This is a genomic window from Priestia megaterium (genome assembly GCF_009497655.1).
Lineage (GTDB): Bacteria > Bacillota > Bacilli > Bacillales > Bacillaceae_H > Priestia > Priestia zanthoxyli.
Genome location: NZ_CP023317.1, coordinates 3,108,032 through 3,121,996, shown reverse-complemented (window position 1 = coordinate 3,121,996; position 13,965 = coordinate 3,108,032). Strand labels below are relative to the sequence as shown.

Annotated in this window: 14 protein-coding genes and 2 pseudogenes; 12 read left to right on the top strand and 4 right to left on the bottom strand. The window is 37.7% G+C overall.

All coding sequences use genetic code 11. The annotated features are described in order from the left end of the window. Nucleotides 1–81: 81 nt before the first annotated feature. From lepB to CEQ83_RS27140, 4 genes and pseudogenes are all read left to right on the top strand, one after another. Nucleotides 82–642, top strand: a complete 561-nt coding sequence (gene lepB / locus CEQ83_RS15805) for a signal peptidase I (RefSeq protein WP_098112348.1) — start codon at nt 82–84, stop codon at nt 640–642. 235 nt (nt 643–877) lie between these two features. Further along, a pseudogene (locus tag CEQ83_RS15800) lies at nt 878–1,441 on the top strand (NAD(P)H-dependent oxidoreductase). Between the two features lie 556 nt (nt 1,442–1,997). Then, nucleotides 1,998–2,183, top strand: a complete 186-nt coding sequence (locus CEQ83_RS15795; RefSeq protein ID WP_014459286.1) for a hypothetical protein — start codon at nt 1,998–2,000, stop codon at nt 2,181–2,183. Nucleotides 2,184–2,673: 490 nt separating this feature from the next. Then, nucleotides 2,674–2,838, top strand: coding sequence for a hypothetical protein (locus CEQ83_RS27140; RefSeq protein WP_013057894.1), 165 nt, complete (start codon nt 2,674–2,676; stop codon nt 2,836–2,838). 81 nt (nt 2,839–2,919) lie between these two features. Here CEQ83_RS27140 and CEQ83_RS15790 read toward each other — a convergent pair whose 3' ends face one another. Further along, nucleotides 2,920–3,174, bottom strand: coding sequence for a hypothetical protein (locus tag CEQ83_RS15790; RefSeq protein WP_013057893.1), 255 nt, complete (start codon nt 3,172–3,174; stop codon nt 2,920–2,922). A gap of 362 nt (nt 3,175–3,536) precedes the next feature. Between CEQ83_RS15790 and CEQ83_RS15785 the strand changes: the two genes are divergently transcribed. The 7 genes and pseudogenes from CEQ83_RS15785 (at nt 3,537) to CEQ83_RS27135 (ending at nt 9,242) form a co-directional block, all read left to right on the top strand. Next, on the top strand, nt 3,537–4,343 hold the full coding sequence (locus tag CEQ83_RS15785) for a cell wall hydrolase (RefSeq protein WP_013057892.1): 807 nt from the start codon (nt 3,537–3,539) through the stop codon (nt 4,341–4,343). Between the two features lie 563 nt (nt 4,344–4,906). Continuing rightward, a complete protein-coding gene (locus CEQ83_RS15780; protein ID WP_028414467.1) occupies nt 4,907–5,857 on the top strand; it encodes an ABC transporter permease in 951 nt (316 codons plus the stop codon). Continuing rightward, on the top strand, nt 5,850–6,797 hold the full coding sequence (locus CEQ83_RS15775) for an iron chelate uptake ABC transporter family permease subunit (protein WP_034267834.1): 948 nt from the start codon (nt 5,850–5,852) through the stop codon (nt 6,795–6,797). The genes CEQ83_RS15780 and CEQ83_RS15775 overlap by 8 nt, the downstream gene beginning before the upstream one ends. Further along, nucleotides 6,791–7,549, top strand: coding sequence for an iron ABC transporter ATP-binding protein (locus CEQ83_RS15770; RefSeq protein ID WP_028414465.1), 759 nt, complete (start codon nt 6,791–6,793; stop codon nt 7,547–7,549). The genes CEQ83_RS15775 and CEQ83_RS15770 overlap by 7 nt, the downstream gene beginning before the upstream one ends. Nucleotides 7,550–7,572: 23 nt before the next feature. After that, nucleotides 7,573–8,529 (top strand): siderophore ABC transporter substrate-binding protein, encoded by a 957-nt coding sequence (locus CEQ83_RS15765; protein WP_028414464.1) that lies wholly within the window; start codon nt 7,573–7,575, stop codon nt 8,527–8,529. Between the two features lie 43 nt (nt 8,530–8,572). After that, nucleotides 8,573–8,839: pseudogene (locus CEQ83_RS15760) on the top strand (manganese catalase family protein); the annotation flags it as partial. A 262-nt stretch (nt 8,840–9,101) separates the two neighbouring features. After that, complete coding sequence (locus CEQ83_RS27135) at nt 9,102–9,242, top strand: hypothetical protein (RefSeq protein WP_014459290.1); 141 nt, start codon at nt 9,102–9,104, stop codon at nt 9,240–9,242. Nucleotides 9,243–9,710: 468 nt separating this feature from the next. Here the strand turns inward: CEQ83_RS27135 and CEQ83_RS15755 are convergent, their stop codons facing one another. From CEQ83_RS15755 to CEQ83_RS15745, 3 genes are all read right to left on the bottom strand, one after another. Further along, nucleotides 9,711–10,790, bottom strand: coding sequence for a PrsW family intramembrane metalloprotease (locus tag CEQ83_RS15755; protein ID WP_099331135.1), 1,080 nt, complete (start codon nt 10,788–10,790; stop codon nt 9,711–9,713). Between the two features lie 238 nt (nt 10,791–11,028). Further along, nucleotides 11,029–11,277, bottom strand: coding sequence for a hypothetical protein (locus CEQ83_RS15750; protein WP_033580533.1), 249 nt, complete (start codon nt 11,275–11,277; stop codon nt 11,029–11,031). 22 nt (nt 11,278–11,299) lie between these two features. After that, nucleotides 11,300–11,914, bottom strand: a complete 615-nt coding sequence (locus CEQ83_RS15745) for an NAD(P)-dependent oxidoreductase (protein ID WP_034267848.1) — start codon at nt 11,912–11,914, stop codon at nt 11,300–11,302. A gap of 535 nt (nt 11,915–12,449) precedes the next feature. On the opposite strand from CEQ83_RS15745, the gene CEQ83_RS15740 reads away from it, so the two are divergent. Beyond that, nucleotides 12,450–13,937, top strand: a complete 1,488-nt coding sequence (locus CEQ83_RS15740; RefSeq protein ID WP_033580536.1) for a hypothetical protein — start codon at nt 12,450–12,452, stop codon at nt 13,935–13,937. Nucleotides 13,938–13,965 lie beyond the last annotated feature (28 nt).

Below are 13,965 nucleotides of genomic sequence, written 5' to 3'. Positions count from 1 at the left end.
AAGATTATTCGGTTATTATTATACTTTCCCTCTATTTGATGCTATGATGAAAGTATATTTTGACGTAAGGGATGTTTTGAAATGAGCAAAAATAACGTAAAAAAAGAAGTGTTTTCATGGATTAAGTCCATTGTTATTGCATTGGTTATTGTAGTGGGAGTTCGCCATTTTTTATTTGCGCCAACTACGGTTCACGGTGAATCGATGTATCCAACGTTTGAAGATTCAAACCGCGTTATTTTAAATAAAATCAGTGATGTTGATCGCTTTGATATGATTGTATTTCATGCACCGGATGCAGATGAAAATTATATTAAACGTGTAATTGGACTGCCAGGAGATACGGTAGAAATGAAAAACGACGTTCTGTATATCAACGGCAAAGCTTATAAAGAGCCGTATTTAAAAGACTCTAAAAAATCTCTTGCACCTAATGAAAAATTCACGGAAGATTTTACGCTTCAAACGCTGCCTGCAACTGATGGCAAAGTGAAGGTACCGAAAAATTCACTATTTGTCATGGGTGACAACCGTCCTGTAAGCCATGATGGACGAGCATTTGGCTTTATTTCACAAAAATCAGTGATCGGAAAAGTGCAGTTTCGCTACTATCCGTTAAATGAAGTAGGCGAACCGAAATAAAAAAGACAGAAAGACTGACGAAATTTAATTCGTCAGTCTTTTTTTGTTGGGTGAAAAGAACTGATTTTTAAAAAAACGACTTGCTTTATGCAAGTTAAACATCTTCTAAAGAATTAGTAAATTAGACCTTATGTTACTTCAAAGTAAGAGTAGGTACTGATAGGTAAGTGATTTTTATGGGTATACAGATATATGAAGATAAAGAAGCAAGGATTTTGGAAAGGAGCAGGTCAGCATGAAAAACGTATTAATCATTAACGGACACGAGTATTATAAAAAGTCAAAAGGAGAGTTAAATCAGACGATTTTTAATGAAATGCAGCATTTACTCGCTGATCAATTTGACATTAAAACAACGGTGGTTGATAAAGGCTACGAAGTAGAAGAAGAAATTGAAAAGTGGCTATGGGCTGATGTTGTGATTATGCAGACGCCTATTTACTGGTTCAGCATTCCCGGAAAGTTTAAGCAATATATTGATCGCGTGTATATGGATAACATTTTCTTTAAAGGTTCCAATCAATACGGGTGAGGCGGCTTATTAACGGGGAAACAATACATGTTTTCTCTTACATGGAATGCGCCGGAAGCGATTTTTAACAATGACGAAGCTTTCTATGAAGGAAAAAGTTTAGACGAAGCCATTATGCATTTGCATAAAATGAATCAGTACGTCGGTATGAGTCCACTTCCAACATACTCTATTCACGATGTAGTTAAACATCCAAACATTGATCACTACAAGCATAAATTAGAAAATCACGTAGCAGAAGTATTTGGAATAGGTGAGGGACATTAAAAATCAATCTCTACAAAAAAACCGACTAAACAGTCGGTTTTTTTTATTCATTATGATGCAAAAATCGTATCTCTTAATTATTGGAGCTGAGGATTCAAAGCCGATTTATATGGCAACGGTTGTAAAGAGGAACTTCCCTATATTAACGTCAAAATTGTGCGCGTAGAATGTCATGAATGCAATCGCACAATGGTATTTCAAGTTGATGTTTTGAAAGAGTTTTATAAAGAGGTTTATAAGCGTGTCTCTACGAAACCTAACCGAGTATCAAAAAAATATAAAAAAGATATAAATAAATTTTTAATTGGAGTTCCTATAAGGTTAGTGAGCAAGCCTTATCGTCTCATAAAAGATTTTAACGAATCCATGCGTACTATTCACCGATACAAAAAATGAACTGCTGCTCTTAAAATTTTTATATAAATGATTTCCTTGAAAATCATGTTTTGGATGTTTAAGGAAAGGGTATAGTAAATAGTTCTCCGATATGAAATGAATTATGAAGCAGTACTTACACGTATCTTTACTTTAAAGTCTAAGAAGGTGAAGGTATGGGATGGATGAACGACTAGAAAATAAACGTTGGGTTGCCTATTGCCCTGTGACGGATCGGCTCGTAAATCTAGAACTTTCTTCTATTAAAAAAGAAGGAAAGAAAGACATCATCACCAGTTGTACAGGCATTGAAGATATTTGTCATACTTGCTTTATAACAAATACCGGGGATGTATCAAAAACATAGCGCGATGTTTGTAAAAGAGATGTGAGTTAGCGCTGCCTGTTATTATGACTCATGCACAAACACCTGTAGTATTTATCTTTTTTTAAATGCTACAGGTGTTTTTTGTTTAACTGGAATCTTTTGAAAATAAGCTTGCTGAGCACTTACAGGATCTGCACATCAAGCAGCAATTTTAATTGTGAGAATGCTTTTTTAGATGTTATATAAATTTTATCAGGTATGGAGCTAGGAAAAGTAAAAACATAAAAAAGCTGCTTTATATAAAGCAGCTTTCTTACGTGACAGTTTCAAACTTCAGGGTGTGAGGTGGGATAGTTTTTGTTTACCCCCCTATATGTAAATAAAACAATCTAAATGATAATGAAGTAGAAGTTATTTATTCCATTTGTTTATAAATTGTTTAAATCCAACATGAAGCAGTTTAGCGTTGGAAAATAAGGGAAAAAGCATACTAACTTGCCTGTGTATATTTAGAAAAGGAGGGATAAAGATGTCGTTAGCTCATTTTGATGATATTTCAGAAATTTGCTATGCATGTGAAAAACAGCCTCTTGGGAAAAGACAAAAACGCATTGGCGTATGGACGGAAAAAGAAATGAGAAAGCCTGTTGAAGAGAGAGTAGAAAATCAGAAGGTGGTCGCACTTTCTCGTTAATGTAAAAAAGCCTTTAGCTCATCTAAAGGCTTTTTTACGTATTGGCGTTTGGACATGTGTGAAGGGTCATAGAAGCAATCGTTATAAATCTTCTAGTCTTTGAACTTTTTTGCCTTCTATTTTATGCTGTTCCATCGTTTCTTTTAACTCTTTGTTCGCCGTTGTCATCGTTGTTTCATTTGTTACGCCCATAAATGACCAGCCGTGAGATTCAAGCCAGTACTTGAATTCCCGCAAAAACTCTTCCTGCGTTCCTCCCGTATGATAAAAAGCTCCTTGAATTGTAATAGCCGGTTTTTCCGTGTTATACGTCACATACATTTTATTTGCACACATCCAAATAGACCTCCTTTATTAATAAACAAACGTAAATTGACAAAGAAGCGCTGAATCATTCCTCAATAGTTACACTATTTCTCTATTTGACTGCTGTTTTCCTTTTTATCTCTGCGATTAATCATAATTAAATCAAGTTTTTTACAGAAAGAGGAATGTAAGTAAACAGATAAAAAGCTCGTTTCGCAATGAAATCGTCATATTTCTACATATTCTTTAAGGGGCATGTAAAAGTTGTAACATAATGAATGGCACTGTAAGAAACTTAATCCAATTAGAACAAATGTTACTGTTTTTTTTAATGAAAAGGCGAATCTATGTGCTAAGGTAATAACAGGTTCAAATTTTAGGAGGTAGTTTTTGTGAGTAAAAAACGTGTAAAAAAATGGGCAGTTGCTTCTGCAGCGTCTGTAGCATTTCTAGCAAGTCAAGGAACAGCATCAGCAGCAGCTTCGCACAAAGTCGTAAAAGGAGATACCTTGTGGGGGCTTGGCCAACAAAATGGGGTTACGGTAGATGAGCTGAAAGGTGCTAATAACCGCCAAAACGACATGATTTACGTTGGAGAAACATTAACGATTCCTGACCAGGGACAAGCACAACCTGCCGCTAGTCCGGCAACATCTGTACATACAGTAGCACAAGGCGAAACGTTATATCATATTGCAACACAAAACGGCATGACTGTGGATCAGTTAAAAGCTGTTAACGGTTTACAAAGTGATATCATTACCATCGGACAAACATTAAAACTTCAAGGAGAAGCACCGGCGCCGGCACAAACTGCTCCGTCTACATCGGTTTCTGCACAAGATCAAGATTTACTAGCTAGATTAGTAGAGGCAGAAGCAAAAGGTGAGCCGTACCAAGGAAAAGTAGCGGTAGCAATTGTGGTATTAAACCGTGTAGCTTCACCGGAATTCCCAAATAACATTCACGACGTTATTTATCAGCAGCTAGGAAACGGCGTCTATCAATTTTCACCAGTAGCAAACGGAGCAATTAATCAGCCTGCATCAGAAGAATCAAAACGAGCGGTAAGTGAAGCATTATCAAACCCGCATGAAAACGATGCGCTGTTTTTCTATAATCCGAAAATCGCTGAAAGTCAATGGGTTGCAACGCAGCAAGTAACGGCAGTTATCGGAAACCATGTATTTGCAAAATAAGTAGATTTCTTTCAAATATAAACATATATTTCATATATATGTAATTGCGATACAAAGAGGCTGCGACAAAAGTATTTTGCTTAAAGTTAAATCCGAACCATTAATAATTATTAATGGTTCGGATTTTTTGTTGTTATGGTGAACGTAGATTTCATGTATGTAGTTATTTCTAGCTGGTGGTTAGAGGCGAAGACTCCTGCGAAAAAAGCGTAAGGGATGAGACCTCACGGAGCGCGAAGCCTTGCACGGAAATCAACAGCGGTGAAACAAGCAGTCCAGATCATTTATTCCTATTGTTCGTCTTTAAATGAGGGCGAGTTAGGTATGTTTTAATCTCTTATGTATGAAGAGAGAAATAGCTCTTTTTAAGTTTAATTGAACCTTAAAATGCCTTAACAGATCCATCTGTTAAGGCATTTTTTTGCTTTAATTTTAAGAAAACCATTGATTATTTAGAGAATAATGGTATTATAGGGGTAGTCAATTGATAATGATAATCATTTACATATGATATAGAGGAGGAGATAACTAGACTTCTAGATGAAAGAAAGGAGCAAGGAAAGTTGAAGTTTTATCAGTTAATTCTTGTGTTTGCTGTACTAGCGGTTTCGTCTCTTTTTGTAGGAGTACAAGACCTGTCAGCGATGGATCTGTTTCATTTAACAAAAGAAGAAAGCCAAACGCTGTTTTTTAGTCGTTTTCCTAGGCTTTTGAGTATTATTATGGCGGGAATGAGCCTTAGTATTTGCGGGTTAATTATGCAGCAAATTACGCGAAATAAGTTTGTCTCTCCAACAACTGCAGGAACGATGGACTGGGCAAGACTTGGTGTGTTGATTTCTCTACTAGTATTTGCTTCAGCAAGTCCTCTATTAAAAATGAGCATTGCTTTCATTTTCTCACTTGCGGGCAATCTATTGTTTATGAGAATACTAGACAGAATTAAATTTAACGATACGATTTATATTCCACTAGTTGGTTTAATGCTCGGCAGTATCGTAAGTTCCCTAGCTACCTTCATCGCTTACAAATACGATTTGATTCAAAACCTTTCTTCATGGCTGCAAGGCGACTTTTCGCTAGTAGTCAAAGGGCGATATGAACTTTTATACCTGAGTATACCGCTCTTAATAATTGCTTATCTTTACGCAGATAAGTTCACGGTTGCTGGTATGGGAGAAAGCTTTTCAATCAATTTAGGCGTGAAATACAAACAAATCGTAAACATTGGATTAGTCATTGTTTCGCTTATTACGTCGATTACGATTTTGACCGTTGGCATGCTGCCTTTTTTAGGATTAATCATCCCCAATATCGTATCGATTTACCGTGGAGATCATTTGCGAAAAAGCCTGCCTCATACAGCGGTGCTTGGAGCTGTATTCGTACTTGCGTGCGATATTTTAGGCAGAGTCATTATTTTCCCTTATGAAGTTTCTATTGGGTTAATGGTCGGTGTAATAGGAAGTGCGATCTTTCTTTTTATGCTGATAAGGAGAGGTCGTTATGCATAACAAATATAAAATTATTATTCTGGCCGCGCTGGCTATTTTGTCGGCTGCGCTGTTTATCAGCTATGATTTAGGCTACTGGCAGTACACGCTGCCGCGAAGAATTGAAAAAGTCGCTGCGATTGTTTTAACCGGAGGAGCAATTGCGTTTTCATCCGTTATCTTTCAAACGATTACCAATAATCGAATTCTAACTCCTAGTATTCTAGGACTGGATTCACTGTATTTATTTCTGCAAACGTTTATTGTGTACATCTTTGGCTCGACGAATATTGTCATCATGAACAAAAATCTTAACTTTCTTCTTTGCGTTTCGCTGATGATTATCTTTTCGGTCTTGCTTTACATACTGATGTTCAAAAAAGCCGGTAAGAATATTTTCTTTATTTTACTGGTTGGAATTGTGTTCGGCACGTTATTTAAAAGCATGTCTTCATTTATGGAAATGCTGATTGATCCGAATGAATTTCAAATTGTACAAGATAAATCATTTGCAAGCTTTAACAATGTCAATACTGATTTGCTATACATAGCAGCGGTTATTTTTATCCTGCTTGGCATTTACGTATGGCGTTTTACCTCCATTTTTGATGTTCTGTCGTTAGGAAGAGAACATGCGGTAAATTTAGGTATTGATTATGACAGGCTTGTCAAAAAAATGCTGATTGTGATCGCCATTTTTGTCTCAGTGGCCACAGCTTTAGTTGGGCCGATTACCTTTCTTGGACTGCTTGTTGTGAACCTTGCGAGAGAACTGTTCAAAACTTACAAGCACACCTATCTAATGATGGGATCACTGCTGCTTAGTGTTATAGCCCTCGTCGGAGGAGAATTTATTGTTGAAAAAGTGTTCACCTTCAGCACCACGCTGAGCGTCATCATTGACTTTGCCGGCGGAATTTACTTTATTTATTTGCTGCTAAAGGAGAATAGATCATGGTAGAAGTAACAAATGTCAGTAAAAAATACGGAGAAAAAACCGTTTTAGAAAAAACATCTGTGGTGATTCCAAAAGGGAAAATCACATCATTTATCGGCCCAAACGGAGCGGGGAAAAGTACGCTGCTTTCCATTATGAGCCGTCTTATTAAAGCCGACTCAGGATCAATATCAATAGAAGGAAAAAATATAGAGAATATTGACAGCTCGGATTTAGCCAAAAAAATGAGCATTTTAAAACAGTCCAATCAGCTGAATATCAGACTTAGCGTACGTGAACTCGTAAATTTTGGCCGGTTTCCTTATTCAAAAGGCCGGTTAACAAAAAGCGATGAACAAGCGGTTGATCAGGCGCTGAGTTATATGAAGCTTGAAAGTATTCAAGATAAATACTTAGATGAACTGAGCGGAGGACAGTGTCAGCGAGCTTTTATCGCTATGGTCATCGCACAGGACACGGAGTATATCTTCTTAGATGAACCGCTCAATAACTTAGATATGAAGCATTCTGTTGAAATTATGAAGCTGTTGAAACGTCTCGTAGAAGACTTAGGCAAAACCATTGTGATTGTCATTCACGATATTAATTTTGCGTCTGTCTATTCGGATTACATCGTGGCGCTTAAAAACGGTGAAGTGATCCGTGAAGGCCCAACAGAAACCATCATTCAAACATCTGTATTAAAGGATATATACGATATGGATATTCCAATCGAAACGGTTGGCGGACAGCGTATTTGCGTTTATTTTTCATAAAATTTATTCATGAGGTGACAAAAGTGAAAAAAGTGTTAGTAATGTTTGTAGCAGTCTTAACGGCGATTGTTGTGGCCGCTTGCGGTAATCAAGGAGCAAAAGAAACAACAGGTGGAGAAAGTAAGCAAAAAGAAACGGTAACGGTAACCGATCAGTTCAATAAAGACGGAATTAAAATTGAGAAAAATCCTAAAAAAGTTGTAGTATTCAGCATGGGTGCACTTGATACGCTAGATAAACTAGGCGTTGAAGTAGCGGGCTTGCCAAAACAAGCGATTCCTGAGTATTTATCAAAGTATCAAGATGATAAGTATGCGAATGTAGGTGGCTTAAAAGAACCTGATTTCGAAAAGATTGCAGAACTAAAGCCAGACTTAATTATTATTCAAGGCCGCCAAGCAGATTCATTTGATGAATTTTCAAAAATTGCGCCGACGATCTATATCGATACGGACAACCAGCACTATATGAAGTCATTTAAAGAAAACACAAAAGTACTAGGACAAATTTTTGATAAAGAAGATCAAGCGAAAAAAGATCTAGCAGCAATTGATAAGCAAATTGCAGATTTGAAAAAACAAGCGGACAAACTAGATAAAAAAGCGCTTGTAATGATGGCAAATGACAGCAAAATGACAGCATTTGGTCCAGGGTCTAAATACGGATTAATTCATGATGTATTTGGTATCAAAGCAGCAGACGACAGCCTAGATCCATCGGCTAAGCACGGTCAAAGCATTGCATATGAATATTTAGTTAAGCAAAACCCGGACTACTTATTCGTGGTTGACCGCGGCGCAGCAATTGGTGAAAAATCATCTGCTAAACAAATTGTTGAAAATGAGTATGTAAAAGAAGTCAATGCAGTGAAAAACAATCACGTTGTGTATCTTGATCCAGGTCTTTGGTATTTATCTGGAGGAGGCCTTGAGTCAATGGCAGGCATGATTAAAGAAATCAAAGCAGGGATAGAGAAATAATAGAGAAAAAGGAGCTGGTTTTAACCAGCTCCTTTTTTTGTGCATGGACTGGGGCAAGCTTTTCCCTGTACCAAATTATGATATTAATAAATACCCTGAATGAAGAAAATTTGTCGAGATGGGCTATCATAACACGCAATTTGATTTTAGGTTAGATCTGCACAGAATGGAAGAAATATTCCAAGGGCAGACGCCAAGCAGAAATGGCGGAGACTTGAGCGTAACGCCTCCACCGGAAGCTTTTCCCGTTCCTCACTTATCTGAAATGCCAAATGAGCACGCTCCAGGTTCAGGAGACATGAATGCATAAAAGTATGCCAATTAGCTTTAATGAATTAGAGCTAAAGTAAATAAAAAAACATTGACTGAGAGCTAGTAGTCAATGTTTTTTTATATTTTCTCAGCTAAATGATGTCATTCCTCTAAAGGTAAGAACACCTCGTCGTTTGCATAAGCTCCGGATGAAATGTTTGTTCTACATCTATTTGTTAATTTAATTGTTTTTTACAAGAAGAAAAGGGAATACTTTCTTTAATCGCTTGTAATAGAAAGCTAATAAGGGGCATGCTGCTATGAGTAGTCAACAAGATGAATTTTTATTTAAAAGAGAGCTCTATCGCTTAGTACAAGAATATAAACGTTGTAAAGTTGAAGAAATTAGACGGGCCATTCAAAAGGATATTCTGCTTTTGAAAAAGGTTATAAATAACTAAAATAGATAGACACAGACAAAAAAGCTCATGTCAGTTAATAAATGAACTTTTTTGTCTGTTTTAAACTTGCTCAAACGAATTAATATGTCTATTAATGGTCTTAGGAAGATTATGGATCATATTAAACAAAGCTAACGCAGCTGTTTCCAGTTCTTCATAACGATAAATGATATCGTTCTCAATGTCGCAGATTTGAAAACTGTTTAATTGTTCTGAATAACTCAGTGTAAACCTATTAGCAAGAGTATGAGTAATGTCACTATCTTTATAATTTACTAAATTTGTTATCATATGCTTAATTTCAGTGAGGTTCATTCACCAAGTCACCCTTTCATGTTATTGAGGTTATCATATCATGTACAGGTAATTTGAATGCTGTTTTTTACAATTTGTAACACCAATTTTCAAAATGAAACATAAAGGTAATAAAAAGTTAAAACGAGCAGCTTAACGCAAGCTGAACATCTCCTAAGAGGGTGTAGGATTTTCTTTAGAGTAGGTCAACTCCAACTTTTTATCCGCGATTTCTTTTAGACCAATACGGATCATACTGAATACTAAAATCCATAAGACAACCGTCAAAATCGTATGTCCTGCTGGGACAACACCTAGTATAGGTGAGTCCCAAAGAGCGTGCATAAAAACGACAAGCAAAAATACACCGAGAAATTTCAGTTTTACCAGCATGTTCCACTGAAATTTCTTATCTTCTTGTACGATGCATATGGCAGCTCCTGTCAAGGCAGCCCAAGCCACATGCCCCCCAGGAGCGAAAATACTGCGCCAGAGTAATGTGGAATAAAGCATGTGAAAGCTGCCGGAAAGAAGTGCCCGTAGAGCATAGCCAGCGGTTTCAAAAGCAGCAAAACCAGCTCCTATTGCAGCTCCTAAGAGAAGTCCGTTAAGGATATATCTATATTTAAGATTGCGTACAAAATAAATAACAGCGATAACTTTAGCCAGTTCCTCACATATTCCAATCACGATCACGTTTGTGTTATTTCCAAGAATATCATAAAACACAAGTGCTAATAAAAGTGAGAGGATTCCGCCAATAAAAACGACATAAACAATTTTGTAAATAGCAATATTCTGCGGAGCGTTCATTTCCCAAAAGAAAATGAGCGTAGTAAATGGCACTGCAAAAGCACCGACTACAATAAGACCGGGTATAAAGTTGATGTTTTCGAACAAGCTTACGCCTAGATATAGTCCTAAGTATGCGACAAGCGCAATAAGAAAGACCCTTGCAAAAAGCCAAGGCTTTGGCCATGTATTTACAACTTCTTCTATTTTAGGAGTCGTAAGCCCTGTTCCTACAATAAAAAGCCGTTCAGCTTCCATTTCACTGTGCTGTCGGAAGACTCGAGAGAATATATTTCGAAATTTAGGTTCAACCGAACGTTCATTTCTTGGAATTTTATCAACACGATGGGCAAACAAGTAGAATATGCTGTAGTTTTCATCGTGGTCCACGATTTCATGGCCGCAATTTAAGCAGAATTTTACCCCTTCCGGATTAGAATAAGCGCAATGGGGGCATTTCATTTATCTTCCTCCTCTTTCTTTTGACGCTTGTCTTACGATATCTTCTACATATATTATGTGAGTTGATGAAAAAAGCATAAGAGGGTTTGGCAGGTAATTTGCTTAAATAATGGAATGGTACAGAAGCTATTGCTGAAAGAGACCTCATGAAAGCTAAAAAAGGCTGCGTCATAAGGCGAATATTCGACTTACAGCACAGCCCTTTATATGATTAAAAATGTGGATGTTTATAATGCTACTACGCAATAAAAAAGCTTCCTGAAATAAAAATGATGACACCAATGACCATCATTAATGTTTCGCGGTCTTTTTTTCCTGTTTTTTTATTAGCAGGAAGCAGCGATTTTGAAAGAGGCTTGGCAAAAATGATGACAAGCATGCAAACAGCAGCAAAGATGCCAAGCGCCACTTGGAAATTACCTTCAATAAAGACGCATGCCATTAAAAGTACAAGACTTATTTTTAGAAAAATTTTTGATAGGTTCACTATCAACACTCCTTTAGAACACTTAATACGAAAGACTTAGTGATTTTTTTATGTGCCTGTTGTTTTCTACGGCTTGAAGGAGAAAATGAGCGACATCAGAACGGCTGATGTTGCGTCCGTTTTCTGGTATGCTAGCTTCTCCTATACGATAATACGTGGTTAACGGACCGCTCGTTAGACCCATTGGCCGAGCAACGGTCCAGTCGAGTCCGCTTACCTTCAAGAGCTTCACGGCTTCGTGATGGTCGCGAAGCACATTTTTTAAAATACGCTGAGCAAGCCAGCCCGTCATGCCTGGAATTTCTCCGTCGATTCCGGCTGAAGCCGTGTAGGCGATACGCTGAATTCCGTTTTCGTTCATACATTGAATCAGCAGATTTGTCGTTTCTACTAAAAGGGTAGAATGCCCTAGATTTTCGGTTCCCAGACAAGAAATGACTGCATCACACCCTCGCATAGCCTGACACACTTCATAATAATCAAGCACGTCGCCTTGTATGATGTGTACGTTCGCATGCGTTACCTTAAGCTTAGATGGATTTCGCACAAAAGCTTTTACATAATGTCCGTTTTTAATCGCTTGCTTGATTACTTCCTGTCCGGTCCTGCCGCTTGCGCCAATCAAAAAAATGTTCATACGATCAACCCTTTCGTTTCAATGTAGGTAGTAAAAACGAAATTTTCTTTTACCATAACACATTTTTCTCGATTTAGCTTGTCAAAACATAAAAGCTACTTACGAGATTCACCAAAGTAAGAGGTATCCTCTGTTCTTTTTTAAAACTTATGTCATAGACTGTCTAGAAAACAAAGAAATGTACGAACGGTTTATAAAGGTGTTTAATGCTAGAGAAGCGAAAGGGTATTATAAGAATAAGGGACGAACAGAAGGGGCGATGCACGATGAAAAAATCGGTAAGCCGAGCACGTGTTATCATAGTACTAATAGGTTTTCCGCTCATCTTTCTCATTATGGCGCTTGTGACCGGTGAGTGGCGATATATGACTTGGATGATCCCGCCTGCACTGATGTCATGTTGGACGGCACTCTTCGTATTAAGAAAGCAAGAAGAAAGATAACAGGAAATTTGAACTATTGCATCGAATTTATAGAAAAAGTATAAAATGATAGAAAGCTATAGTAAGAAAATTTAATGAAGGACGGTGTGAAGATGAACGGACAACAGTTATTGTATGGGTTGCTTACGTCTAAAGGCGATATCCTAAGAGCTGCTTATGTGTTATGTGACCACCGCATTTATACGGAAATGTCAGCACAGTATCAGCAAACGGAGCATACGGATTTTCAAGCATCATTGGTAGAAGAAATGAAATTGCTTGAAAAACAGCCTGAAGTAGACATGCATCTGCATATTTTGCTTGAAATGGCGAAGTTTTTTGAACTTCCCGTTTCTCATGCTACAACAAACGGCGAGCTGTACGAGTTAAGCGATAACATTGGAAATTTGCTTGTATCTAAATACAATGAGCTGTTTTCAATTGCACGCTGTCATACGCTAGAAGACGTAATGCGCCATCAAATCCGACTGTTCTTTCATCTAATTGATTCGCAATACATGATTGCTACAAATCGTCAGCAAGCTGTGTTTCAGCAGCAGCTGATGAATTGGATTGAGCAGCTTCCTCCCATGTATCAGGAAAGAATGATTGATGTATTAGGAGAATATCAGCAGGCAGCGCTTGTGAAACTGCTGCAAAAAAAAGGGACAATCGAGCTATACAAACAGCTTCCTCCGCACGCATACCCTGCTATTTCAGGCCTTATGGCAACCGTAATGAGTATCTTTATTCCCGTTAATTACCCGCCAGCACTGCTATTTAGTATGAATGCGCCGCTTTTTTTAATGGCGAGCTTTGAAAGTCATGAAATTATTGCAAAACGCAAAGAAGCTGGAACGTTTTTACCGCTGTTATTAGTAGTTGTTCAGCTGATGTGGACGTACAAGCTTGAGCATCAGGATGAGCTGTTGAATTATCAGTCTCTATTGATCAAGTGGTCATCTGTACACACAACGTATCAAGATTATGTAAAAAAGAAAGAGCAGTCACTGTTTGATCGTGAACGGTTAGACAACTTTATTTATAAAACAGAGCAGTATGTTAAGCAGCTCCGCGCTACGGAGAAAAAGACGGTGAAACAAATTGAAACGCTCAAAACAGCCATTCGCCATCAGCTTGATGAAATGGAGCTCACATCGTTAAACGGAGGGCTTGTGCTTCAAAAAATGATTGAAGAGCATGAATCATTAAAACAGGATGTAGAAGAACTGCAGCGCAAGCTTTCGATTAAAGGTGACTTCTTCTCTAAAGTAAGGCTGACGTTCCGTTCTGCAGAACGAGCTGTCAAAAGCAAAGTGAAAGAAGTAGAGCGTAAAAAAGTGCTTATGCAAATGACGGACTTTATTTTAGCAAATCGCTTGCCCGTATGCGTGGATATTCAAAATGAAATTTATGATTATCAAGACGAGCTGACGACGACTATTTTTCAAATTAATCAGCAGGTCGAGCTGCTTGAAGAAACAAAACAAAGCCGCCAGCTAGCCGATGCAAAAGTACGCCGCTATGATCAAGAAATAAAGCGATTTGAGCGGAACTATTATGGCTTAAAAGAAGGAACAGTTGAAGAAATGGCACAGTAAAACTGGGACAAACGTATTTTATCCGAAC